General features: G+C 49.6%; 22 protein-coding genes and 6 tRNA genes. 27 read left to right on the top strand and 1 reads right to left on the bottom strand.

Features of this window, described 5'->3' with window-relative positions; translation table 11 throughout:
- Positions 1-225 precede the first annotated feature (225 nt).
- The 6 genes from ASG81_RS07575 (at position 226) to ASG81_RS07550 (ending at position 821) form a co-directional block, all read left to right on the top strand.
- Positions 226-302, top strand: a tRNA-Met gene (locus tag ASG81_RS07575).
- Positions 303-326: 24 nt separating this feature from the next.
- A tRNA-Val gene (locus ASG81_RS07570) sits at positions 327-402 on the top strand.
- A 35-nt stretch (positions 403-437) separates the two neighbouring features.
- A tRNA-Asp gene (locus tag ASG81_RS07565) sits at positions 438-514 on the top strand.
- Positions 515-529: 15 nt separating this feature from the next.
- Positions 530-605 (top strand) — tRNA-Phe (locus ASG81_RS07560).
- Between the two features lie 38 nt (positions 606-643).
- Positions 644-728, top strand: a tRNA-Tyr gene (locus ASG81_RS07555).
- Between the two features lie 17 nt (positions 729-745).
- Positions 746-821: transfer RNA gene (locus ASG81_RS07550), tRNA-Lys, on the top strand.
- Between the two features lie 78 nt (positions 822-899).
- Here ASG81_RS07550 and ssuE read toward each other — a convergent pair.
- Complete coding sequence (gene ssuE, locus ASG81_RS07545) at positions 900-1,451, bottom strand: NADPH-dependent FMN reductase (RefSeq protein WP_056631331.1); 552 nt, start codon at positions 1,449-1,451, stop codon at positions 900-902.
- A gap of 197 nt (positions 1,452-1,648) precedes the next feature.
- On the opposite strand from ssuE, the gene ASG81_RS07540 reads away from it, so the two are divergent.
- The 21 genes from ASG81_RS07540 to rapZ all read left to right on the top strand — a co-directional run bounded on the left by ASG81_RS07540 (position 1,649) and on the right by rapZ (position 21,857).
- Positions 1,649-2,596 (top strand): glycosyltransferase family 4 protein, encoded by a 948-nt coding sequence (locus tag ASG81_RS07540; RefSeq protein ID WP_056631328.1) that lies wholly within the window; start codon positions 1,649-1,651, stop codon positions 2,594-2,596.
- A gap of 114 nt (positions 2,597-2,710) precedes the next feature.
- A complete protein-coding gene (locus ASG81_RS07535) occupies positions 2,711-3,853 on the top strand; it encodes a PucR family transcriptional regulator (protein WP_056631323.1) in 1,143 nt (380 codons plus the stop codon).
- An 89-nt stretch (positions 3,854-3,942) separates the two neighbouring features.
- Positions 3,943-5,064: an ABC transporter ATP-binding protein gene (locus tag ASG81_RS07530; RefSeq protein ID WP_056631320.1), complete on the top strand. Its 1,122-nt coding sequence runs from the start codon at positions 3,943-3,945 to the stop codon at positions 5,062-5,064.
- Between the two features lie 236 nt (positions 5,065-5,300).
- Positions 5,301-6,239 (top strand): HPr(Ser) kinase/phosphatase, encoded by a 939-nt coding sequence (gene hprK / locus ASG81_RS07525; RefSeq protein ID WP_056631318.1) that lies wholly within the window; start codon positions 5,301-5,303, stop codon positions 6,237-6,239.
- Between the two features lie 21 nt (positions 6,240-6,260).
- Positions 6,261-7,265, top strand: a complete 1,005-nt coding sequence (gene lgt, locus ASG81_RS07520; RefSeq protein ID WP_056631315.1) for a prolipoprotein diacylglyceryl transferase — start codon at positions 6,261-6,263, stop codon at positions 7,263-7,265.
- 18 nt (positions 7,266-7,283) lie between these two features.
- Positions 7,284-7,949: a pyrophosphatase PpaX gene (ppaX, locus tag ASG81_RS07515; protein WP_056631313.1), complete on the top strand. Its 666-nt coding sequence runs from the start codon at positions 7,284-7,286 to the stop codon at positions 7,947-7,949.
- Positions 7,942-8,478: an acyltransferase gene (locus ASG81_RS07510; RefSeq protein ID WP_056631310.1), complete on the top strand. Its 537-nt coding sequence runs from the start codon at positions 7,942-7,944 to the stop codon at positions 8,476-8,478. Before ppaX ends, ASG81_RS07510 begins: the two co-directional genes overlap by 8 nt.
- 194 nt (positions 8,479-8,672) lie before the next feature.
- Positions 8,673-9,905: an ATP phosphoribosyltransferase regulatory subunit gene (locus tag ASG81_RS07505; RefSeq protein ID WP_056631307.1), complete on the top strand. Its 1,233-nt coding sequence runs from the start codon at positions 8,673-8,675 to the stop codon at positions 9,903-9,905.
- On the top strand, positions 9,902-10,546 hold the full coding sequence (gene hisG / locus ASG81_RS07500; protein ID WP_056631303.1) for an ATP phosphoribosyltransferase: 645 nt from the start codon (positions 9,902-9,904) through the stop codon (positions 10,544-10,546). Before ASG81_RS07505 ends, hisG begins: the two co-directional genes overlap by 4 nt.
- 38 nt (positions 10,547-10,584) lie before the next feature.
- Positions 10,585-11,871, top strand: a complete 1,287-nt coding sequence (hisD, locus tag ASG81_RS07495; RefSeq protein WP_056631301.1) for a histidinol dehydrogenase — start codon at positions 10,585-10,587, stop codon at positions 11,869-11,871.
- A gap of 311 nt (positions 11,872-12,182) precedes the next feature.
- Complete coding sequence (hisB, locus tag ASG81_RS07490) at positions 12,183-12,782, top strand: imidazoleglycerol-phosphate dehydratase HisB (RefSeq protein ID WP_155971308.1); 600 nt, start codon at positions 12,183-12,185, stop codon at positions 12,780-12,782.
- A 1-nt stretch (position 12,783) separates the two neighbouring features.
- Positions 12,784-13,401, top strand: a complete 618-nt coding sequence (gene hisH / locus ASG81_RS07485; RefSeq protein WP_056631297.1) for an imidazole glycerol phosphate synthase subunit HisH — start codon at positions 12,784-12,786, stop codon at positions 13,399-13,401.
- A gap of 84 nt (positions 13,402-13,485) precedes the next feature.
- The gene (gene hisF, locus ASG81_RS07480; protein ID WP_056631294.1) at positions 13,486-14,244 is read left to right on the top strand and encodes an imidazole glycerol phosphate synthase subunit HisF; all 759 of its coding nucleotides are present in this window, start codon (positions 13,486-13,488) and stop codon (positions 14,242-14,244) included.
- Complete coding sequence (gene hisIE, locus ASG81_RS07475) at positions 14,241-14,933, top strand: bifunctional phosphoribosyl-AMP cyclohydrolase/phosphoribosyl-ATP diphosphatase HisIE (protein WP_056631291.1); 693 nt, start codon at positions 14,241-14,243, stop codon at positions 14,931-14,933. Before hisF ends, hisIE begins: the two co-directional genes overlap by 4 nt.
- A 43-nt stretch (positions 14,934-14,976) precedes the next feature.
- Entirely contained in the window at positions 14,977-15,783 is an 807-nt protein-coding gene (gene hisJ / locus ASG81_RS07470; RefSeq protein ID WP_056631347.1) for a histidinol-phosphatase HisJ, read from the top strand.
- Positions 15,784-15,898: 115 nt separating this feature from the next.
- Positions 15,899-16,849 (top strand): ribose-phosphate diphosphokinase, encoded by a 951-nt coding sequence (locus tag ASG81_RS07465; RefSeq protein ID WP_056631289.1) that lies wholly within the window; start codon positions 15,899-15,901, stop codon positions 16,847-16,849.
- Between the two features lie 163 nt (positions 16,850-17,012).
- Entirely contained in the window at positions 17,013-18,764 is a 1,752-nt protein-coding gene (locus tag ASG81_RS07460) for a tetratricopeptide repeat protein (RefSeq protein ID WP_056631287.1), read from the top strand.
- 20 nt (positions 18,765-18,784) lie between these two features.
- Positions 18,785-19,732, top strand: coding sequence for a thioredoxin-disulfide reductase (gene trxB, locus ASG81_RS07455; RefSeq protein WP_056631284.1), 948 nt, complete (start codon positions 18,785-18,787; stop codon positions 19,730-19,732).
- The gene (locus ASG81_RS07450) at positions 19,710-19,925 is read left to right on the top strand and encodes a hypothetical protein (RefSeq protein ID WP_056631281.1); all 216 of its coding nucleotides are present in this window, start codon (positions 19,710-19,712) and stop codon (positions 19,923-19,925) included. Before trxB ends, ASG81_RS07450 begins: the two co-directional genes overlap by 23 nt.
- Positions 19,918-20,868: an ROK family glucokinase gene (locus ASG81_RS07445; protein ID WP_056631280.1), complete on the top strand. Its 951-nt coding sequence runs from the start codon at positions 19,918-19,920 to the stop codon at positions 20,866-20,868. The genes ASG81_RS07450 and ASG81_RS07445 overlap by 8 nt, the downstream gene beginning before the upstream one ends.
- A 101-nt stretch (positions 20,869-20,969) precedes the next feature.
- Positions 20,970-21,857 (top strand): RNase adapter RapZ, encoded by an 888-nt coding sequence (gene rapZ / locus ASG81_RS07440; protein ID WP_056631276.1) that lies wholly within the window; start codon positions 20,970-20,972, stop codon positions 21,855-21,857.
- Positions 21,858-21,868 lie beyond the last annotated feature (11 nt).

Here is a 21,868-nt window from a genome sequence, read left to right as displayed (position 1 = left end):
GGCTTATCCTAAAACGTTTGCCAGGACCCATACATCCGGCAGACAGCAGCTAAAAGGTTCAGCAAACCTAACTTTCGTATCCAGTTTTCAGGGCGCAAATTAGTTGTTGAGCGTTGCCTAGAGCAACGGATACAGCTTCATTGCGAAGACATTTGGCGATGTCATTACCTGATCTTGCATGCGTCCCCGAACGCTGCAAGCGACAATTATTCGGGGGACAAGCGTGGCGGTGTAGCTCAGCTGGCTAGAGCGTACGGTTCATACCCGTGAGGTCGGGGGTTCGATCCCCTTCGCCGCTACCATTACCTTTCTTTATCACAACATTCGGAGGCTTAGCTCAGCTGGGAGAGCATCTGCCTTACAAGCAGAGGGTCGGCGGTTCGATCCCGTCAGCCTCCACCATTATTTAATTATTCGGTTTTTGACCGGATCCACTTGGAGCTGTGGTGTAGTGGCCCAACATGCCTGCCTGTCACGCAGGAGACCGCGGGTTCGAATCCCGTCAGCTCCGCCATTTTCTTTAAAGTAAGGCTCGGTAGCTCAGTCGGTAGAGCAGAGGACTGAAAATCCTCGTGTCGGCGGTTCGATTCCGTCCCGAGCCACCACTTTATTTTTCGTAACAACGAAAAATAGGTAATAGTATGGAGGATTAGTGAAGTGGCTAAACACGGCAGACTGTAAATCTGCTCTCTCTGAGTTCGGTGGTTCGAATCCATCATCCTCCACCAGTTTTTTTAAGCATCATGAGTCATTAGCTCAGTTGGTAGAGCACCTGACTTTTAATCAGGGTGTCGTAGGTTCGAATCCTACATGACTCACCATTTTCCCTACAAAAACATCGTAACCGAAGATCCCAGGATCTTCGGTTTTTTGATTTTATTATTTTAAAAAGGCAATCGTTATTTGCTGCGAAGAGAAAGCTCTTGAACCAGTTCATTTACGGTTTCCGATAGCCGCAGGGTTAACTCTTCATTTAATTCAAACACGGGAGCTTCATTAGGCTCCTGCGTACGATTAATTTGCGAGTCAACAGCGTAAACGCCGCTAACATAAAGTTTTGCGCCCATTGAAGCGAGTACGGGCTTAAGCGAATAGTCGATGGAGAGAAGATGGGCAATAGTACCTCCGATGAACAGAGGAGCAATAATTTTTCCATCAAGGCCCTTTTGCGGCAGTAGATCCAGGAATGTTTTCAGAACGCCTGTGAAGGATGCTTTATAAACGGGGCTAGCAATAATGACGGCATCAGCATTTTCTACTAATTTATTCGCCTCTATAATAGCAGGGCTGCCAAAACGAGCATGAATGAGATCTTCGGCCGGTAAAGAAACGACCGTAATTAGATCGACCGAAAGGTTTTTCTCCGTTAATTGCTGCTCTACGTACTGCGTGATCCCGTTCAAGCGTGATGAAGCATTCGGACTACCGGAAATAATAACGATATTCGCCATATGTATGTACACTCCTCTTTTATACTCATAATGTGCAGATCAATATTTAATTAATCCGATGAGTTAACTTTGAATAAATCGTACCACGAGTTGGCCTTTTTGGTCAAACAAGTATGATTTGTTTCTTGTATTTTATCGATATAAGGGAACAATGTATACATACAGAAATAAATTAGAAGAGAAAAAGGGGTATTGCAATGGTATTTGGACTTGCGGCATTAATTAGTTTTGCGATAGTATTTGCAAGCGTACCACCGCTTCGGATGCTTGCACTGCGCTTAGGCTTTGTTGACCGTCCGAATCAAAGGAAGATACATAATAAGCCGATACCTCTGATGGGAGGAGCGGCTATTTTTGTTGGCTGCGTTATCGCGATGTTTATTTTTATAGGCTTTACACCGCTTACTTGGACCATTGTTACGGGAGGTACACTGCTCGTTCTCGTCGGACTTCTGGATGATGGCGCTAAGGCTAAGGGAAGGGATTTTCCGGTATGGCCGCGCGTTATTCTTTATATGGGCGCCGCTTCAATTCCCACATTATTTCATATTAGAATAGCAGGAATCGCGAATCCTTTTACGGATCTTTTTATTTCTTTCCCCGATTGGTTCTCATGGCTTACAACGATGCTATGGGTTTTCGGATTGATCAATATGATTAATTTTATAGATGGAGTTGATGGGCTTGCCTCAGGCGTCTGCACGTTATCAGCGCTCACGCTGTTAATCGTGGCGCTCATAAAAGGGCAGCCAAGCACGGCTATTCTCGCAGTCATTGTAGCAGGCACGTGCTTTGGATTTTTAGTGCATAATTTTTATCCGGCGCGAATTTTTATGGGTGATGCCGGAGCCACCTTTCTTGGTTATACGCTTGCGGTTATTGCAGTTGACGGAACGTTTAAGAGAGCAACGTTCATTACGCTGCTTGTACCGTTATTAGCGCTTGGATTGCCTATTTTCGACACGGCATACGTTATGCTGCGCAGACTTATTAGCGGTAAGGGTCTGCACCATGCAGACAAGCTTCACACGCATCATATTTTGATGAAATGGGGTTTGAGTCAGGTTCAGACTGTATCGTTTCTTTATTTGATTGCTGCGCTTTTCGCGCTGCTGTCGATCATTCTTTTACTGGCTATAGGCTGAATTAGGTTAACGCTTGTGGTACAATGACGAAAAAAGGCATAATTCTACAAATAAGTAGGAATAAGCTTTTTACTCATTAATCCGCTAACGCTTGTGGAGATTGGAGAAAGAGAAATGAGCACGACAGACTGGTTGAAGCCTCTGCAGCACATTTTGAACTGTCCGGTACATGCTGTTTCAAAATCGATAGCGGAGTGGAGCGATTTAGTAAGTAATGCTGCTGCGGTGCGGCAAGGCGATCATAATTTATCTTCTCCTATAGAAGGTGAGCGCATCGAAAAAGACGGGAGAACGTGGATCGTCATCGCTTCTACTGAATATGCAGTAGATCTATTAGAAATCGAGAGTTCTTCCTTGCAGACAACCGAAAAAGAGCTGATTAGCTGGACATTACAGCTTAATTGCGGCACTTTAGCGGAGAAAAAGAGAGCGGCACTCACAGAAACGGAAAAGAATGCGCTTAAGCTGGGCGATTGGATTCAGAAGCAGCTGGAGTCTGATGAGCCTGCCTATTCTTTACCGGATCATTTAACAGTTGGCAGCCGTTTATTTAACGAAATGATTCCATTCTTACTCGTGACCGAGCAAACAGGTACCAAGCAAGCAACGTATACGGAGCTAGAGAAGCTGCTGCGTTCATTTATGTCCGATGATGTATTGCTCATTCCGCTCAAGAGTCAGGAATGGCTCATTTGGGGGTCTGTATCGTTACTAAAGGATGAGGATTCGGATGCATTTGACGAGCAGGAGGAAGAAACGCTGGAGGATAGCTTAGCGTCGATTGGGCTCGGATTGCACGAGATGCTTGCCAGTGAATGGATCGGCGAATGTCATCTGGCTGTCGCACATCCAACATCACCGGCGAAGGGAATGGTCGAGACGACTATTCTGCTGCGGGAAACGATTAATCTCGGACGGAAATTTCATGTCGGAACGAGTATTCATTTGCCGTGGATGCTTCAGCTGGAACGTTTATTAAACTCGATTCCTGAAGTTCAGCGCTCCAAATACTTGGAACAGTCGCTAAAAAGAGCCGATTTATTTGTCGAATCAGAAATGTTGAGCACTTTAGACACTTTTTTTACGCTCGATTGCAATGTTAGCGAGACGGCAAAGAAATTATACATTCATCGTAATACGCTTTTATACCGTTTAGACAAGCTTAAACAGGAGACGGGGCTTGATGTTCGACAGTTTCGAGATGCTGTTTTAGTCAAAATTATATTGCTATTGTATAAAGTTACGAAAAGAAATTAGTTTTTTTGTAAAGTATGTGCATAGTCACATTCTCCCCTGTGGGATAAGATATAGGCATATCGAAATTTCTTTCTAGGGGGAAAATTATCATGGCAGGCGTACGTTTAGAAGGCATTTACAAAAAATATCCGGGTACTGACAAAGCATCGGTTACTGACGTTAACTTAGATATTAAAGACAAAGAGTTTCTCGTATTGGTCGGACCATCTGGTTGCGGTAAATCGACAACTCTTCGTATGATTGCAGGCCTTGAAGAAATTTCGGAAGGCAAACTGTTCATCGGCGACCGCCTTGTGAACGACGTTGCTCCTAAAGACCGCGACATCGCGATGGTATTCCAATCCTACGCGTTGTACCCGCACATGAACGTTTACCAAAACATGGCTTTCGGCCTTAAACTTCGCAAATTCAAAAAAGCAGATATCGACAAACGTGTACGTGAAGCTGCTAAAATTCTTGATATCGAGCACTTGCTTGACCGTAAACCAAAAGCACTTTCCGGTGGTCAACGTCAACGTGTCGCTCTAGGACGCGCAATCGTTCGTGAGCCGCAAGTATTCTTGATGGATGAGCCGCTTTCCAACTTGGACGCGAAACTTCGTGGACAAATGCGCGCTGAAATCAGCAAGCTTACAAAACGTCTTGAAACTACTACTATTTATGTAACGCATGACCAAATCGAAGCTATGACAATGGGTGACCGTATCGTTGTTATGAAAGACGGTTTCATTCAACAAACGGCTTCTCCTGAAGAGCTTTACAACCACCCTGTTAACATCTTCGTAGCTGGCTTTATCGGCGCTCCATCGATGAACTTCATCAGCGGTTCGCTTACAGAGCAAGGCGGCGCGCTTCGCTTCAAAGCAAGCGGTGTTGACGTAGTCGTTCCTGAAGGCAAAGCAGCAGCTCTTCGCTCGAAAGGCTACATTGGCAAAGAAGTGATTCTAGGCATTCGTCCAGAAGATCTTCACGAAGAGCCAGTATTCTTGGAAGCATCCCCGCAAACAATCGTGAACGCGAATGTTGAGGTTGCTGAGAACCTAGGCCACGAGATGTACCTGTACCTGAACGGTATCGGCACTGACACAGTTATCGCTCGTGTTGACGGCCGCTCCGGCGTTCGTGACGGCGTATCGGTTAAGCTTGCTCTTGATATGAACAAAGTACACTTGTTCGACAAAGCGACTGAACTTAACATTTTTGAAAATTAATAAATTGTTTGGAAGAGGAACGGTCGGATTATCCGATCGTTCTTTTTTTGCGTTTAACGACAACCGTTTGTACGCCTCGGTTGTTTAATTGAAAAAGCGTACTGATTAAATGAATGCAAGGCGCCGGGCGGCGGAGAAACGTTGCTTTCGGCGCCTTTTTCCTTTACGATGAAGACATTGGAAATAAACATTCATTTTTACACACACAAGCAGTTGTCATATGAGGAGGCCCTACGATGCCGAAAAAAGTGAAAGTATCTGAACTCGTCAAACAATTTCAGCTCGAAATTATTGCTGGTGAGGACGGAATGAAGCGTGCCATTACGGTAGATGATTTGTATCGCCCAGGTCTGGAGATGGCCGGTTATTTTCATTATCATCCGAGCGAGCGGGTACAGCTGCTCGGCCGGACGGAAATATCGTTTCTAAATATGCTGGATGGCGAGGAACGGATGGACCGCATGGTTCGCCTATGCAACGATGATACGCCTTGCATTATTTTGACTAGAGGGCTGGAAGCGCCTCAGGAGCTTATTGATCAATCAAACGAGCATCAAATACCTCTGCTGCGAAGCCATGTGGCAACGACCATCCTATCGAGCAGAATTACCGACTTCCTGGAGAGAAAGCTGGCTCCAACCGCAACGATTCATGGTGTCCTCGTTGACGTATACGGTGTCGGCATGCTCATTACCGGGGGGAGCGGCATTGGTAAGAGTGAGACGGCGCTGGAGCTTGTCAAGCGCGGGCATCGGCTTGTTGCCGATGATGCGGTTGAAATTATGCAAACCTCGGATGCACAGCTGCATGGCAGCGCACCTGAGCTTATTCGTCACCTGCTCGAAATTAGGGGTCTGGGGATCATTAATGTCATGACATTGTTCGGAGCGGGGGCAGTGCGCACCCAGAAGCGTATCGGCCTTGTTATTAAGCTGGAAAATTGGCAGCAGGACAAGCAGTATGACCGCCTTGGGCTGGATGAGGAAACAACGCGCATTATCGATACGGACATTCCGCTCGTAACGGTGCCTGTACGTCCGGGCCGTAACTTGGCAGTCATTATTGAGGTGGCTGCGATGAATTTCCGTTTGAAACGGATGGGCTATAATGCGGCGCTGCAATTTACGAACAAGCTGACGGAGACGATTGCCGAAGATATGGATGAATACGATTGAGTCTAAAGGGGATATAAAATAATGAAGACATTGATATTAAATCCAATTGCCTTCACGTTAGGTCCGATTGAAGTGCATTGGTACGGCATTATTTTGGGAACGGCGGCGTTAGTCGGGCTGCTGCTCGTTGTGCAGGAAGGGAAGCGGTTCGGCATTAAGCCGGATTTCTTTATGGACTTACTGCTGCTGGGCGTTCCTTCCGCCATTATTGGAGCGCGAATTTATTATGTGGCGTTCAGATGGGAAGATTACAAAGGAAACTTTGTTGATGTGTTCAAAATATGGAACGGCGGCATCGCGATTTATGGCGCAATAATCGGGGCTTTCATTTGCGGATTTTTCTATTTCCGCTACAAGGGCTATAACTTCTGGCGTTTAGTGGATATTTGTGTGCCTGGTCTGCTTGCGGGCCAGATGATCGGCCGTTGGGGCAATTTCATGAACCAAGAGGCTTACGGCGGGGAAGTAAGCGAGTCCTTCCTGCGCAATACGCTTCATTTGCCGTCTTTTATCGTGGATCAAATGCTTGTAGAGGGTGTATATCGCCATCCGGCATTTTTGTATGAATCGGTATGGAGTCTGATCGGTATCTGCTTATTGTTCGTACTGCGCCGCCAACGATTTTTACGTGCGGGCGAACTGATGGCCAGCTACTTTATCTGGTATTCGATCGGCCGCTTCTTTATTGAAGCGCTTCGTACAGACAGTCTAGCCTTTATTGGGCCGTCTTGGCTGGCATCATTCATTAACGGTCTATGGACGCCGATGGAAGTCTTATTCAAACCAGGCTATTTGGATCCCGCTTACGGAAACATAAGAATTTCGCAAGTATTGGCCCTGCTTCTCATCATCGGAGCTATCGCGCTTATTATCGTGCGCCGCAAGACAGGTCTGGCATCGGCGTATTATCATGATCCGATTGTAACAAGCAAGCCGGAGAGAAATGTAGGGACTGATGGAGCAACAGTAAAATTGGAGGATGCTTCTTCTATTAAAGAAGATGAAGCCGGCAAACAAAAAGAGTAATGTAAGGAGAGATTAACGATGACGGGCAAAATCAAAACGATGCTGTTCGATCTTGACGGCACGATTATCGACACCAATGAGCTTATCATTCGCTCGTTCATAGAAGCTTTGCAGGGCGTAGCGCCGGAGGGCTTCGGAAGAGAGCATATCATCCCAAGCATGGGACAGCCTCTGACGGATCAATTGAAATTATTTTCGGGCTTGGAAGACGTTACGCAACTTGTAGCGGCGTATCGAGAAGTGAACTTGCGATTGCATGATGAATATGTCAAAGCGTTTGATTACGTAAATGAAGTCATCGAGAAACTGCATGGACAAGGCATTCAAATTGGAGTCGTCACGACAAAAATGCGACTGACAACGGAACGCGGCTTAAAATACACGGGCCTTTATGACTACATAGATGCTATCGTTACGATTGATGACGTTGTCAATCCTAAGCCGCATGCGGAGCCGGTAAGCAAAGCGATCGGGCTGCTCGAAGCCGATCCGTCTTCAACGATCATGGTTGGCGACAGCATAGTCGATATCGAATCCGCGATTGCGGCGGGTACGATCGCGGTTGGCGTCGCTTGGTCGCTGAAGGGCGAGCAGATTCTAAAGGAAGCGGGAGCTCACCATGTCATTAACGACATGCGCGATCTATATGCATTTGTAGGATTGGAGCGGGAGACGCTTGCGTAAAGTTGAACGATATCCGGTGGAAGGACCAAACGCGTTGTGGCAGGTATATTCGACGGTAAGCCGAGTCAAATCGGTCCGTAATTTTATTTTTATCCAGCTCGCGCGTTATTGTCCGGTCCTTCCGCTCAAAAATTGGATTTACCGCCGCTTGCTCGGCATGAAGGTCGGAGAGCATACCGCTTTTGCGCTAATGGTCATGGTCGATGTCTTCTTCCCCGAACGCATTACGGTCGGAAATAATACGATTATCGGATATAATACAACGATTCTGACCCATGAATATTTGATCAAGGAGTACCGGCTGGGCGAAGTCATAATTGGCTCCCATGTCATGATTGGCGCGAATACGACGATATTGCCGGGTGTTACGATTGGCGATCATGCGGTAGTAGCCGCAGGCTCTGTTATCCATAAGGATGTGCCGGCTTTTGCATTCGTAGGCGGCAATCCTATGCGGGAGATTAAGCGGAGCGAGCCGGTTAAACCAAGCTTGCCCGATGAGAGCGTGCGGAACATTTTAAACGAATAGAATAAGCTGCAAAAAGCTTCGTCCAGACGATTCGTTTCGTATCGGGACGGGGCTTTCTTTTTGGGCTGAAAGGATGGCTTTTTGCTTGACGGGGAGAAGCTATTCATGCTAAGATTACGACTAAACTCTTTAATTTGTTAGCATGGTAACATGGTAGTACTTTAAACCACTAAAGTAAGTGAAGGTGATCATACATGTCTAAACCAAAAGTATTCGAGAAGCCGATAGGCGTTAAAGATTATTTACCGGGCGCGGTTGCGAAGCTGCGTCATATTGAGCGTCAGGTGCTAGCCTGTATGCAAGGCTGGGGCTATGAGCAAATTATAACTCCAACGATGGAATACTACGATACAGTGGGCGTTGCCAGCTCTACGTCGGACCAGAAGCTGTTCAAGCTGCTCAACAACCGCGGTACGACGCTGGTGCTGCGCTCCGACATGACCGCGCCAATCGCCCGCGTTGTTTCATCGCTATTGAAGCAAGCGGATTTCCCGCAGCGCTTGTCCTACCACTCCAATGTGTTCCGCGCTATTGAGGAAGAGGCTGGCCGCGAGGCGGAGTTTTTCCAAACGGGCGTGGAGCTTGTCGGCGACTCATCGGCGGAAGCGGATGCGGAGGTCGTCGCGCTTGCGATAGCATCGCTGAAGGCGGCAGGCGTTGAACGTTTCAAAATAGCGATCGGACATGTCGGGTTCCTTAACGGCTTAATGGAAGAAGCATTGCCGGGCCGTACGGAAGCTCAGGAGCAGCTTAAGAGCTGCTTGCTTGGCCGTGATTTTGTAGGCTACCGCCAGCAGCTGCGCGAGCTTTCCATCGATGAATCGGTGCAGCGCGAGCTTGAAGGGATTTTGCGCTTGCGCGGCGGCCAGGAAATTTGCGATCAAGCGCTTCAGCTAAGCGTGGATGATCACGCACGGGCATCGATCCGGCATTTATGCGAAATTTGGGATGTGCTGAAGGCGTATGGCGTATGCGAGCATGTGCTCATCGATCTGACGATGATCGGGGATTTCTCCTATTACACAGGCATGACATTCGAAGGCTACGCAGCTGATTTAGGGTTCCCAGTTGTAAGCGGCGGACGCTATGACAATCTGCTGGCACAGTTCGGCAGACCGGCGCCTGCAACGGGCTTTGCGTTGAAAACGACACGCATCCTTGAGCTGCTTGGCGATAACGATGAGAATGAAATGGAGCGTACGCTGGTCATCTATGACACGGCTGGACGGGGTGAAGCGCTGATAAAAGCGCAGGAGCTGCGTGCGCAAGGCATTAGCGTTGTAACGGAGCGTTCAGACGAGAAGTCCGGTGCGCTGGATGAAGTGATGACATCGAAAGAGCAGTGCTCTTTTACACATAAAGGCGTGACTTATACGAATTTGCTGTCGTTTAACGGAAATGGAATGAAAGGAGGAAGCGGCATATGAGCGGAGAGACAAGGGATATTTTGAAAGTGGCGATGCCGAAGGGCCGCATTTATAAGGTGGCATCGAAGCTGTTTCGCGAAGCGGGGCTACCGATTCCAAGCGATTTTGATGATACGCGCAAGCTGATCATCGAGCTGCCTGAGGCGGGCATGGAGTTCATCATGGCGAAGCCGGTCGATGTTCCGACTTATGTGGAATACGGCGTAGCCGATATCGGCATCGTCGGCAAAGACGTGCTGATGGAGGAAAACAAGGACGTTTACGAGCTTCTCGATCTAGGTATTGCCAAATGCCGCATGTCGGTCATTGGCATGCCCGACTGGAAGCCGACAATTAATCCGCGTGTTGCGACCAAATACCCGAACGTGGCTTCAGCGTATTTCCGCGAGCTTGGGCAGCAGGTTGAGGTGATTAAGCTGAACGGATCGATCGAGCTTGCGCCGATGATCGGTTTAGCGGACCGTATCGTCGATATGGTGGAAACGGGCCAAACGCTGCGCGAGAACGGATTGGTGGAGATGGAATCGATCTTCGGCATTACGAGCCGCTTAATTGCGAATCGGGTTAGCTACCGGATGAAAAATGACGTGATTCAGAGCCTATGCGATCGGCTGCAAGAGGCGCTGGCTGTACGGGTGTAAAATTATAGATATCCTAGCAAGTGGAAGGAGTGGGCAATATGCGCATCATGCGAGCGGAGCAGTTTGGTTTGAAGCGCGAGGTGGAGTATGGCACACCGGAGCAAAATGAAACGGCCCTGCGGATCGTTGCAGACGTGAAGGCCGAGGGGGACGCGGCGCTGCTTAGGTATACGGAGCAGCATGACCGCGTTAAGCTGGATGCGGCGTCGCTGCGCGTGACACAGGAGGAAATTGAGGCGGCGTATGATCTTATCGACGCCGATTTTCTCACGGCCATTCGCGAGGCGGCCGTGAATGTCCGCTTATTCCACGAGAAGCAAATGCGGACCTCGTGGATGGATCTGCAGCAGGACGGCACGCTGCTCGGGCAAATTATGCGGCCGCTGAAGCGGGTCGGCGTATACGTGCCCGGAGGCAAGGCGGCTTATCCGTCGTCCGTGCTGATGAATGTAATTCCGGCACAGGTAGCCGGCGTGCCGGAGATCGTGATGGTGACGCCGCCTGCAACCGGCGGCAAAGCGGGCATCGACCCGTATATACTCGTTGCCGCCGCAGAAGCGGGCGTCAAGGAGATGTACCGGGTCGGCGGCGCTCAAGCCATTGCCGCGCTTGCGTACGGCACGGCCAGCATTGCTCCGGTCGATAAAATTTGCGGACCGGGCAACATTTACGTGGCGCTGGCTAAGCGCGCCGTATTCGGTGCCGTCGATATCGACAGCATCGCCGGGCCAAGCGAAATCGTCGTGCTTGCTGACGATTCTGCCGATCCCGCTTATGTAGCCGCGGATCTGCTGTCGCAGGCAGAGCACGATGAGATGTCATCGGCGATTCTCATTACGCCGTCGCAGCAGCTTGCGGAAGCGGTCGCTGCGGAGGTCGAGCGTCAGCTTTCCACGCTGCCGCGCCAAGAAATTGCCCGCAGCTCCATCGACAGCTACGGCGCTGTTCTGCTCGTTGATTCACTTGAAGCGGGTATCGACGTTATCAATCAGCTGGCGCCTGAGCACCTTGAGGTGCTGACGGTCGATCCGATGCGTCTGCTCGGTTACATTCAGAATGCCGGCGCAATTTTCCTCGGGCCATACAGCTCGGAGCCGGTGGGGGACTATTTTGCAGGTCCGAATCACATCATCCCGACAAATGGGACAGCTCGCTTCTCATCGCCGGTGAACGTCGACGATTTCTTGAAGAAATCGAGCCTAATCTACTACAGCAAAGAAGCGCTGCTTGCGAACGGCGACAAAATCATGACGCTGGCGCGCCATGAAGGACTTGAAGGACATGCTCGCGCGATCGAGATTCGCCTTGAGAAGGAACGCGGGTAACACGGTCGCAGCGCAATGAACAATGCAGCTTGGCATGCCTTTATGGTATTGAATTAGCAATAAGGGACATTTTGTCCTTTATTTGAGTCATATGGCAAATGAACGTCAATATAACGGTAAAAAGGGGCGCTATGCTCCGGTTAATGGGCTGCTAGGAACAAGCTATACCTAAATAAGGCCATGAACGGCCGTTATTTCAATAACTGTAACCACTAATCAACGTATAGAGCCCCTTTTTACCGCTAACTAATGAATCAGCTGAGGAAACAACAATAGAAGCCATTAATAAATTGTAGGAAGAGGGAATGGAAATGTCGGAAAATCGGGTACGCGAAGCATCGGTAGAACGTAAAACCAACGAGACGGATATTAAGCTTAAATTTGCAGTAGATGGAACAGGCGAGACGAAGATTGATACGGATGTGCCTTTCCTTAACCATATGCTTGATTTGTTTACGAAGCATGGCCAATTCAATCTGGAGGTAGAAGCGCGCGGCGATATCGATATCGATGACCACCATACAGTGGAGGACATCGGAATTTGCATCGGTCAGACGCTTCGCGAGTCACTCGGCGACAAACGCGGCATCAAGCGTTACGCCAGCGTATTCGTCCCTATGGACGAGGCGCTTGCACAGGTTATTATCGACGTCAGCAACCGTCCGCACTTTGAATACCGCGCAGAATATCCGTCGGCTCAGGTAGGCAGCTTCTCAACGGAGCTTGTTCATGAGTTTCTGTGGAAGCTGGCGCTTGAATCGCGCATTACGCTGCATGTAATCGTACACTACGGCATAAATACGCATCACATGATTGAAGCGGTGTTTAAGGCGCTCGGACGTGCGCTGGATGAAGCAACAAGCATTGATCCCCGCGTGCAAGGAGTGCCTTCGACGAAGGGAGTGCTGTAGCATGATCGCGATTATTGATTACGGCATGGGCAATTTGCACAGCGTAAGCAAAGCGGTCGAGCGTCTTGGCTACGAAGCGGTTATTACGGCCGACCCGCAAACGATCGCGGGAGCAGACGGAGCCATCCTTCCGGGCGTTGGCGCTTTTGGGGATGCGATGCAAAACCTGCGCGAAACGAAGCTGGACGAGGTGGCAAAAGCATATGCGGCCTCCGGCAAGCCGATGCTCGGTATATGCCTTGGCATGCAGCTGCTCTTCAGCCAAAGCGAGGAATATGGCACGAATGAGGGATTAAATCTGCTGCCGGGCAAGGTCGTTCGATTTGCCGGCGATTATAAAATCCCGCATATGGGCTGGAACAAGCTGTCGTTTCTGCAGGAGCAGTCGCCGCTGTTTAACGGTTTGACGGAGGGGCATGTCTATTTCGTGCATTCATTCCATGCGAAGCCGGAGCTGGCCTCCGACCTTTTGGCAACGACGGACTATTACCAGCAAGTAACGGCGATTGTCGGCCGCGGCAATGTGTACGGTATGCAGTTCCACCCGGAGAAGAGCGGTGAGCTCGGCATGCAGCTGCTCGGCAATTTCCTTGCGCTGACAAGCAGCGAACGCTCTTAGTTTTTAAAGTAATATCGAGCATTACCGAGTAACATCGGATATATAGATTAAGCTCGGCTAAACGGGCATAAAGGAGAGGGCAACATGCTGGCGAAACGTATCATTCCGTGTCTCGACGTGAAAGATGGCCGCGTTGTGAAAGGCGTTAACTTCGTGAACCTGCGGGATGCGGGCGATCCAGTCGAGCTGGCGGCCACCTATGACCAGGAGGGCGCTGATGAGCTTGTATTTTTGGATATATCGGCTTCCGTCGAAGGACGCGTCACGATGATAGAGGTCGTCAAGCGGACGGCAGGAGAAATTACGATTCCGTTTACGGTAGGCGGCGGAATTTCCCATGTTGACGACATGAAGCGGCTGCTCCGCGCAGGCGCGGACAAAATCGGCATTAACACGGCGGCTGTTTTAAACCCGGCGCTCGTGCAGGAGGGCTCACGCAAGTTCGGCTCGCAGTGCATCGTGGTGGCGATTGACGCCAAGTTCAATGCCGAGTGGGGCGAGTGGGAGGTTTACACGCACGGCGGACGCAAGACAACCGGCATTAAGGCGCTGGAATGGGCGCGCAAAGCGGAGCGTCTTGGCGCAGGCGAAATTTTGCTGACGAGTATGGATGCGGACGGCACCAAGGACGGCTTTGACATTAAGCTCACGCAGGCGGTATCGGACTCACTGGGCATTCCGGTTATCGCGTCAGGCGGAGCGGGAAGAATTGAGCACTTTAACGATGTATTCCAGCAGGCTCATGCGGATGCGGCGCTGGCGGCTACGATTTTTCACTATAAAGAAATGACGATCCGCGAAGTGAAGGACGACTTGCGGTTGAAGGGAGTAGAGGTACGATGACGGAATTGAGCCAGAGCGAGCTTACCTTAAAAATGAAATGGGATGACGCTGGGCTAGTACCAGCCATCGTGCAGGATGCGCAGAGCAAAGAAGTGTTGATGATGGCTTACATGAGCAAAGAGTCGCTTCAGCTTTCCGTGGAATCCGGCGTTACCTGGTTTTGGAGCCGTTCGCGGAATGAGCTTTGGAACAAAGGGGCAACAAGCGGCCATACGCAGCGCATCGTCTCGATGGCTTATGACTGCGACGGCGACACGCTGCTCGTTAAGGTAGAGCAAAAGGGGCCGGCTTGCCACACAGGACGTTACAGCTGTTTCTTTAATCCGGTTGAGATGAACGGAAATACAGCCGCATCCTCAGAAGCCGCGGCGGCTTCTGCAGACCGGTTCGCTGCGCTTGGGCAGCTGGAGAGCATTATCGCCGAGCGTTATGCAGAGCGCCCGGAGGGCTCTTATACATCCTACTTGTTCGATAAAGGCGTAGATAAAATTTTGAAAAAGGTTGGCGAGGAAGCGTCCGAGGTCATCATAGCTTCGAAAAATCAAGATAACGACGAGCTTCGCAGCGAAGTCGGCGATCTTATTTTTCATCTGATGGTATTGCTCCGCGAGCGCGGGCTGCCTCTGGATGATGTAATCAGTGAAATCAACAGCCGTCACGGCAAACCAACCACGAACAAAATGAGATAATGGAAGCTTGTTTATAAATTTCCTTAGAAAGGCCGGTATGCACATGTTTATCGATTACCATACCCACCATGCCCGCTGCGGTCATGCCGTCGGCGAACTAGAGGAATATGTACGGAAGGGAATTGAGATAGGACTCGTGCAGCTCGGCCTCTCCGACCATATGCCGCTGCTCCATGTTGATCCGGCCGCTTATTATCCGGAAATGGCGATGCCGATGGATGAGCTTCCGCGTTATGTGGAGGAATGCCTTGAGCTTAAGCAGAAGTATAAAGGGCAAATCGACATCCGCGTCGGACTTGAAGGCGATTATATCGAAGGCTGCGAGGAGCAGATCGCAGCGATCGTGAATGCTTATCCTTGGGATTACGTTATCGGCTCCGTACATTTTCTCGGCGAATGGGACATTACGGATTTCCGGCAAACGGGGGGCTGGGACGGCCGCGACCGCATGGCTGTATATGAGCAATACTATGATGCGATCGGCAAAGCGGCTGCAACCGGTTTCTATGATTATATCGGGCATATTGACGTGATCAAGCGTTTCGGCTTCCAGCCGGAGGGCGATGTTACGCATTTGGAAAATGCTGCGCTGGATGCGGTTAAGCGGCACGGGCTTGCAATCGAGCTTAATGCATCCGGACTCCGCACGCCTGCCGCAGAGATGTTCCCGAGCCGCAGAATGCTGGCATATGCGCGGCAATTAGGTATTCCGCTGACGGTGGGATCGGATGCTCATCAGCCCGAAAGGCTGGGCCAATATTTGGATCAAGCGTACGCATTGTTGAAAGATGTCGGATATTCGCAGCTGGCGACATTTAATTGTCGAAAATTAGTGATGATTGATTTTTGAAATATGGTAAAATCCATGTATAATATAGATGATCAGATAAGCCTTGTCGAATGATCTGGCAAGGACGACTACAAGTTCCGTAAAATTAATTGGTTTTAACGCTCAGGAGGGTATCATGTTAAGCGACAAGGTGCGTATTTTTTCGGGTTCGTCTAATCCGGTATTGGCTCAGAAAATTAGTGCAGAGCTTGGTCTGACGCTAGGCGAGATCAAGATGTCCCGTTTCAAAAGCGGTGAGATTTACGTGCATTACGAGGAAACGATTCGGAATTGCGATGTCTTCCTCGTGCAATCATTCTCGCATCCGATCAACGAGCATTTTGTCGAATTGCTTGTCATGATTGATGCAGCGAAGCGTGCTTCCGCAAGAACGGTCAACATCATTATGCCGTATTACGGTTATGCGCGTCAGGAGCGTAAAGCAGCACCAAGGGAGCCAATTTCAGCGAAAATGCTGGCGGATGTGCTCACTACAGTTGGAGCGAACCGCGTAATCACTATCGACCTGCATGCTCCAGCCATTCAAGGCTTTTTCAACATTCCGGTCGATCATATGACTGCGCTTGATTTGATCAGCGATTATTTGAAGTCCAAAAACATCAAGAACCCGGTTGTCGTATCGCCGGATGCAGGCCGCGCTTCTACTGCAGAGAAGCTGGCGAACTACTTGGATACATCATTTGCGATCATGATCAAGAAACGCCCTGCGCACAATGAATCGGTTATCACACACGTAATCGGTGATGTCGAAGGCCAGACTCCGATTATCATCGAGGATCTGATCGACACGGGATCTACGATTATCAACGTTGTGGAAAGCTTGAAGGAGCGCGGCGCTGAAGATGTTTACGTATGCGCTACGCACCCGTTATTCTCCGGCTCGGCCATTGAGCGTTTAGATCATCCAAATATTAAAGAAGTTATCGTTACGGACTCCATCAAGTTGCCGGAATCGACGCCGGAACGCTTCAAAGTGCTCTCGGTTGCGCCGCTGCTTGCGGAAGCTACCCGCATTATTTTGGAAGGCGGATCCATCAGCACCTTGTTCAAAAGCAGTGGCGTATAAGCGTCTGAACGATGCTTAACATGCGAATTGAATAGTATTGCCGCGGGAAATCGCGGGCGGTGTATTTGCCGTCCGCGATTTTGCCACATATTCTTTCGTGTTCTGATGGGTAGGGCTATGGTATAATCGTAGAAAATCGGAAGTAACGGGAGGTGCCTTGCCAGTGAAAGGGAAGAAACGTGTTGCCGTAGATCAACAGACGAAAGTCATACCGATTCAATGGGACGCCACGTTTTTTTTCGAACGTGCGGTTCGGTCGCTTGATCGATTCCATTATGACAAGGCACTTAAATATTTTCGTCGCGCCGTAGAATACGAGCCGGACAATCCGGTAAACCATTGCAATATGGCCGGCATTCTTTCTGAATTGGGGAACTATGAGGAATCGAACCGGATCTTAGGCTGGATTGTGGATGAGATCGATCCGACGATGACGGAATGCCATTTCTATATGGCGAACAATTTTGCCAATATGGAGCAGTACGAAGCGGCCGAGAGCTCGCTGATCCGATATTTGGAAGAGGATTCGGAAGGGCAGTTTCTCGACGAAGCGGAAGATATGATGGATTTGCTGCATTTTGAGCTGGAGCGCCCTACGCGTCTGACGAACATTAAATCGCGTGAAGGCATGGTCGAGCATGACTTGGCCCGGACGCTTCTTGAGGAAGGCAAATTCACCGAGGCCGTGCGCATATTGGAAAAAATCATCGAGGGCCAACCGGATTTTCTGGCTGCGCGCAACAATTTGGCGTTAGCTTATTATTATATGGGCATGTTCGATAAGGCGATGGATACCATTCAAGAGGTGCTCGAGATCGAATCCGGCAATTTGCATGCGCTTTGCAATCTTGCCATTTTCTACCAGCATAAGAATGACGAACAAAGCTTGAAGCCGCTCGTTGAACTGCTTACGAAGACGGCACCGTTCCATCAGGAGCATGTGTTTAAACTGGCAACTACAATGGGCATCTTAGGAGAGCATGGAGCTGCTTATAAACACTTTATTAGGCTGCTTAAGGACTCTGAGCTGCATCAGGATCCTAGTCTGTATCATTATGCGGCTGTCGCTGCATGCAATATCGGGCGTTTTCAGGAAGCTGAGCGGCTGTGGAAGCAGACGATTAAGCTTGATCCGACATCGGGGATTCCCCATTATTATATGGAACAGCTTGAGCTCGTCCGTAGCGGGCAGCAGACGGGATCTATAAGCTACCACTACCATTTGCCGTTTGAGGAGCAGTTTAAGCTATGGGAGAAGTCTTCGGACGGCATTCCCGATCATCTCAAGCGCGATCCGCTTGTGCGGTCGTCGTTTTTCTGGGCTCTGCGCCATGGCGACCAGCATACGAAGCTGCAGGTCATTCAAGCGCTCGGCATGATTGCCGACAGTGAAGTGAAGGATGTGCTGCAGACTTTCCTGCTGGAACAGGACGAGGATGATTACTTAAAGCGCATAGCCATCTTCGTATTGCGAACGATGGGCGTTCAAGAGTCTTTACGTGTCGTGCTGGAAGGGAAAGAAACGGTGATCGAACCGAATCGAGTACCCTCGAGACTGCCAGTGTGGGAAGATAAATGGCAGGCTGTTGTTGAAATGGCGCTGAGCCGCATGAGCAAGCAATACGATTTGGTTCAGCAGCATGATTTGATGACCTTATGGGTAGAGTTTTTGTCGCGGGTGTACCCGGACGTTCCGAAGCTGACAAAGCCGGAGGGCTGGGCAGCCGCGTTAGAATATTTGACAGCTAAGATGCATCGGCGGGCGATTTCGTATCATGAGGTATCGATACGTTACGGCACATCGATCGCTACCGTAAGCAAGAACGTCAAGTTAATTGACGAGGTATGCGGCATTAAAGAAAAGATGAGATCGATAAGCTCCGTCTTCACTACACAGGAATTGCAGGATGAATAAACTTTTACGAGGTGAATGTGATGTACAAATCCATTATTATCGGTACCGGCCCGGCAGGGCTTACAGCGGCTATCTATTTGGCCCGCGCCAACATGAACCCGCTCATTATTGAAGGTCCTGAACCGGGTGGACAGCTCACGACAACGACAGAGGTTGAGAACTTTCCCGGTTTTCCGGAAGGCATCATGGGCCCTGAGCTCATGGAAAATATGCGTAAACAAGCGGAGCGCTTCGGCGCTAAGTTTATCACCGGTTGGGTGAATAGCGTGGATATGTCAGAGCGTCCGTTTAAGCTTCAAGTGGAAGGTCACGGAGAGCTGGTAGGAGAGAGCATTATTATCTCTACCGGAGCTTCGGCTAAATACCTCGGCATTCCAGGGGAGAAAGAAAATGTTGGACGCGGCGTAAGCACATGCGCAACTTGCGACGGTTTCTTCTTCCGGGGCAAGAAAATCATCGTAGTAGGCGGCGGCGACTCCGCGATGGAAGAAGCCGGATTCCTGACGCGTTTTGCAACGAACGTTGAGCTCGTTAACCGCCGTGACGAGCTTCGTGCTTCAAAAATTATGCAGGACCGCGCTCGCGAGAATGAGAAAATTAGCTGGAGCCTGAACCGCACTCCGGTTGAGGTCGTTGCAAGCGGAATGGGCGTTACCGGACTTAAGGTTCGCGACAACGCAACGGGCGAAGAGAATGTCATTGCAACAGACGGTATCTTCATAGCGATCGGCCATACGCCGAACACGAAATTTCTTGCGGGTCAAATCGATACTGACGAACATGGTTACATTCAAGTGAAACCGGGCACCTCCGAAACGAATGTACCGGGCGTATTCGCATGCGGCGATGTTCAAGACAGCAAATACCGTCAAGCGATTACAGCAGCAGGCAGCGGTTGTATGGCTGCACTGGATTGCGAAAGATTTTTAGAAGGCGCCGTTACACATGATTGGAGCAAATCGGTTTAATCATAGTGAGCAGCAGCATAAGATACAGAAGGGGGGGCTATACCTGCAGAGCGATATGCTTGACGGTATAGCCTTTTCATTAGCCGTAGCGCTCGATTTCCCTGTATTCCGCTATCTTGACCGGAGGATGAAGGTCGCTTATAGTGTTACAGAGAAGATTAACATATTGATGAGGTGGACTAGTGATGTCTGAAAAGATTTACGTTGGGGTCGATGTCGGCGGTACTGCTATTAAGGTAGGCATTTGTAATACGGATGGACAATTGCTCCAAACGTATGAAGGGCCGACTGAGGCGAGCAAAGGAACGGACACTATCCTTCAAAATATTGCGAAATATGCACAGCAAATCGTAGTTGAATCGGACTATGATTGGGAGCAGGTTGACGGGGTAGGCGTTGGTATTGCCGGATTCCTGGACATTCCGAACGGCATTGTGAAATTTGCGCCAAACCTGAAAATTGAAAATGTCAATTTGAAGGGTTATTTGGAGCAGGAGCTTAACAAGACGGTTAAGGTCAATAATGATGCGAATGTTGCCGCACTAGGTGAAGCTTGGGGCGGAGCGGGTAGAGGCATCGCGCACTGCGTATGCTACACGCTCGGAACAGGCGTAGGCGGCGGCATTATTATAGATGGTAAAATCGTTGAAGGTTACATGGGAATGGCGGGCGAGCTGGGCCATATGGCAATCGTGCCTGATCTTGAAGCTATTGGGTGCGGATGCGGTAAGATGGGCTGCTTGGAAACGGTATCTTCGGCAACGGGCATTATCCGTATGGCGAAAGACGCTGTGGAGCGCGGCGATCGTACGTCGCTCTCGCAGGTAGAAAATATTATGGCAAAGGACGTTCTTGATGCTGCGAAAGCGGGAGATGAAGTAGCAACCCGCATCGTCAATCGCGCTGCTTATTATTTGGGTAAATCGCTGGCGATGATCGCGATCGTGTTGAATCCGCAATATTTCATTATTGGCGGCGGCGTGTCGAAAGCGGGAGATTTCCTATTCGACCAAATTCGTGAAGTATTCGAGAAGTATACTCAGGATCAAGCGAAAGAAAATGTGAAAATCGTTGCAGCAACGCTCGGCAACAACGCTGGCGTGGTAGGCGCGGCTGGTCTTATTCTAAGAGGGTAGTCTGTTAGGTTAATCCTTACGAAGTGACTTTGCATCCGCAAAGTCTAAGCGTATCCTTACGAAGTGACTTTGCATCCGCAAAGTCTTTAGGAGGTTTATTCATGGAAAAGGCAGCAACAGTAGCGAAGCTTGTCATTATAACCGGGATGTCTGGCGCGGGCAAGACCATTGCTGTCCAAAGCCTGGAGGATCTCGGTTTCTTCTGCGTAGATAATTTGCCACCCGTTCTTATCCCTAAATTTGCGGAGCTGATTGAGCAGTCGAACGGTAAAATCGGAAATGTGGCGCTCGTTATCGATTTGCGCGGGCGTGAATTTTTTACGGCGCTGTCCGAATCGTTAGCTTACATCAAAGAGCATTACACGATCAGCTGCGAAATATTGTTTTTGGATGCAACCGACTCTGTGCTTGTTCAGCGCTATAAGGAAAGCCGCCGCCGTCACCCGTTGGCGCCGGAGGGAATGCCGCTTGAGGGCATTCGTAATGAGCGTCGTCTGCTTGAGGATTTAAAGGGCTGGGCATCACAGGTCATTGATACGAGCATTTTGAAGCCGGCTCATTTGAAGGAACGTATTATTACACACTTCACGAATTTGGAACAGAACAGCCTGTCGATAAACGTAACCTCCTTCGGCTTTAAATACGGCATTCCGATTGATGCCGACCTTATCTATGACGTTCGCTTTCTGCCTAATCCGCATTATGTTGAGCATTTACGCCCGAATACCGGTCAAAACCCGGATGTATTCGATTACGTAATGAAATGGCCTGAAACACAGCAGTTTTTAACGAAGCTGCTAGACATGCTGCAATTCCTTATTCCGCTCTACCGCAAGGAAGGAAAAAGCCAGGTGGTTATCGGTATTGGCTGTACCGGAGGAAAGCATCGTTCCGTTGCGATTTCTGAATATTTGGGACGCATGCTCGGCAGCAGTGATACGGAACGAGTGCGTGTCAGCCATCGCGATGCCGAACGTGACAAGCATTGACGGGGTGAGAG

This window comes from Paenibacillus sp. Soil522 (assembly GCF_001428245.1).
In the GTDB taxonomy this organism is placed as follows: domain Bacteria; phylum Bacillota; class Bacilli; order Paenibacillales; family Paenibacillaceae; genus Pristimantibacillus.
The sequence above is the reverse complement of the archived record's forward strand: the minus strand, read 5'-3'. Positions and strand labels throughout refer to the sequence as shown.

Bases quoted from the DNA above. Each gene is read 5' to 3' on its own strand.
- ppaX (WP_056631313.1), top strand. From the start codon at position 7,284: ATGACGGGCAAAATCAAAACGATGCTGTTCGATCTTGACGGCACGATT.
- trxB (WP_056631284.1), top strand. From the start codon at position 18,785: ATGTACAAATCCATTATTATCGGTACCGGCCCGGCAGGGCTTACAGCG.
- hisG (WP_056631303.1), top strand. From the start codon at position 9,902: ATGAGCGGAGAGACAAGGGATATTTTGAAAGTGGCGATGCCGAAGGGC.
- hisB (WP_155971308.1), top strand. From the start codon at position 12,183: ATGTCGGAAAATCGGGTACGCGAAGCATCGGTAGAACGTAAAACCAAC.
- ASG81_RS07530 (WP_056631320.1), top strand. From the start codon at position 3,943: ATGGCAGGCGTACGTTTAGAAGGCATTTACAAAAAATATCCGGGTACT.
- hisD (WP_056631301.1), top strand. From the start codon at position 10,585: ATGCGCATCATGCGAGCGGAGCAGTTTGGTTTGAAGCGCGAGGTGGAG.
- ASG81_RS07445 (WP_056631280.1), top strand. From the start codon at position 19,918: ATGTCTGAAAAGATTTACGTTGGGGTCGATGTCGGCGGTACTGCTATT.
- ASG81_RS07535 (WP_056631323.1), top strand. From the start codon at position 2,711: ATGAGCACGACAGACTGGTTGAAGCCTCTGCAGCACATTTTGAACTGT.
- ASG81_RS07540 (WP_056631328.1), top strand. From the start codon at position 1,649: ATGGTATTTGGACTTGCGGCATTAATTAGTTTTGCGATAGTATTTGCA.
- rapZ (WP_056631276.1), top strand. From the start codon at position 20,970: ATGGAAAAGGCAGCAACAGTAGCGAAGCTTGTCATTATAACCGGGATG.
- hprK (WP_056631318.1), top strand. From the start codon at position 5,301: ATGCCGAAAAAAGTGAAAGTATCTGAACTCGTCAAACAATTTCAGCTC.
- hisF (WP_056631294.1), top strand. From the start codon at position 13,486: ATGCTGGCGAAACGTATCATTCCGTGTCTCGACGTGAAAGATGGCCGC.
- ssuE (WP_056631331.1), bottom strand. From the start codon at position 1,451: ATGGCGAATATCGTTATTATTTCCGGTAGTCCGAATGCTTCATCACGC.
- ASG81_RS07505 (WP_056631307.1), top strand. From the start codon at position 8,673: ATGTCTAAACCAAAAGTATTCGAGAAGCCGATAGGCGTTAAAGATTAT.
- hisIE (WP_056631291.1), top strand. From the start codon at position 14,241: ATGACGGAATTGAGCCAGAGCGAGCTTACCTTAAAAATGAAATGGGAT.
- lgt (WP_056631315.1), top strand. From the start codon at position 6,261: ATGAAGACATTGATATTAAATCCAATTGCCTTCACGTTAGGTCCGATT.
- ASG81_RS07465 (WP_056631289.1), top strand. From the start codon at position 15,899: ATGTTAAGCGACAAGGTGCGTATTTTTTCGGGTTCGTCTAATCCGGTA.
- ASG81_RS07450 (WP_056631281.1), top strand. From the start codon at position 19,710: ATGATTGGAGCAAATCGGTTTAATCATAGTGAGCAGCAGCATAAGATA.
- hisH (WP_056631297.1), top strand. From the start codon at position 12,784: ATGATCGCGATTATTGATTACGGCATGGGCAATTTGCACAGCGTAAGC.
- hisJ (WP_056631347.1), top strand. From the start codon at position 14,977: ATGTTTATCGATTACCATACCCACCATGCCCGCTGCGGTCATGCCGTC.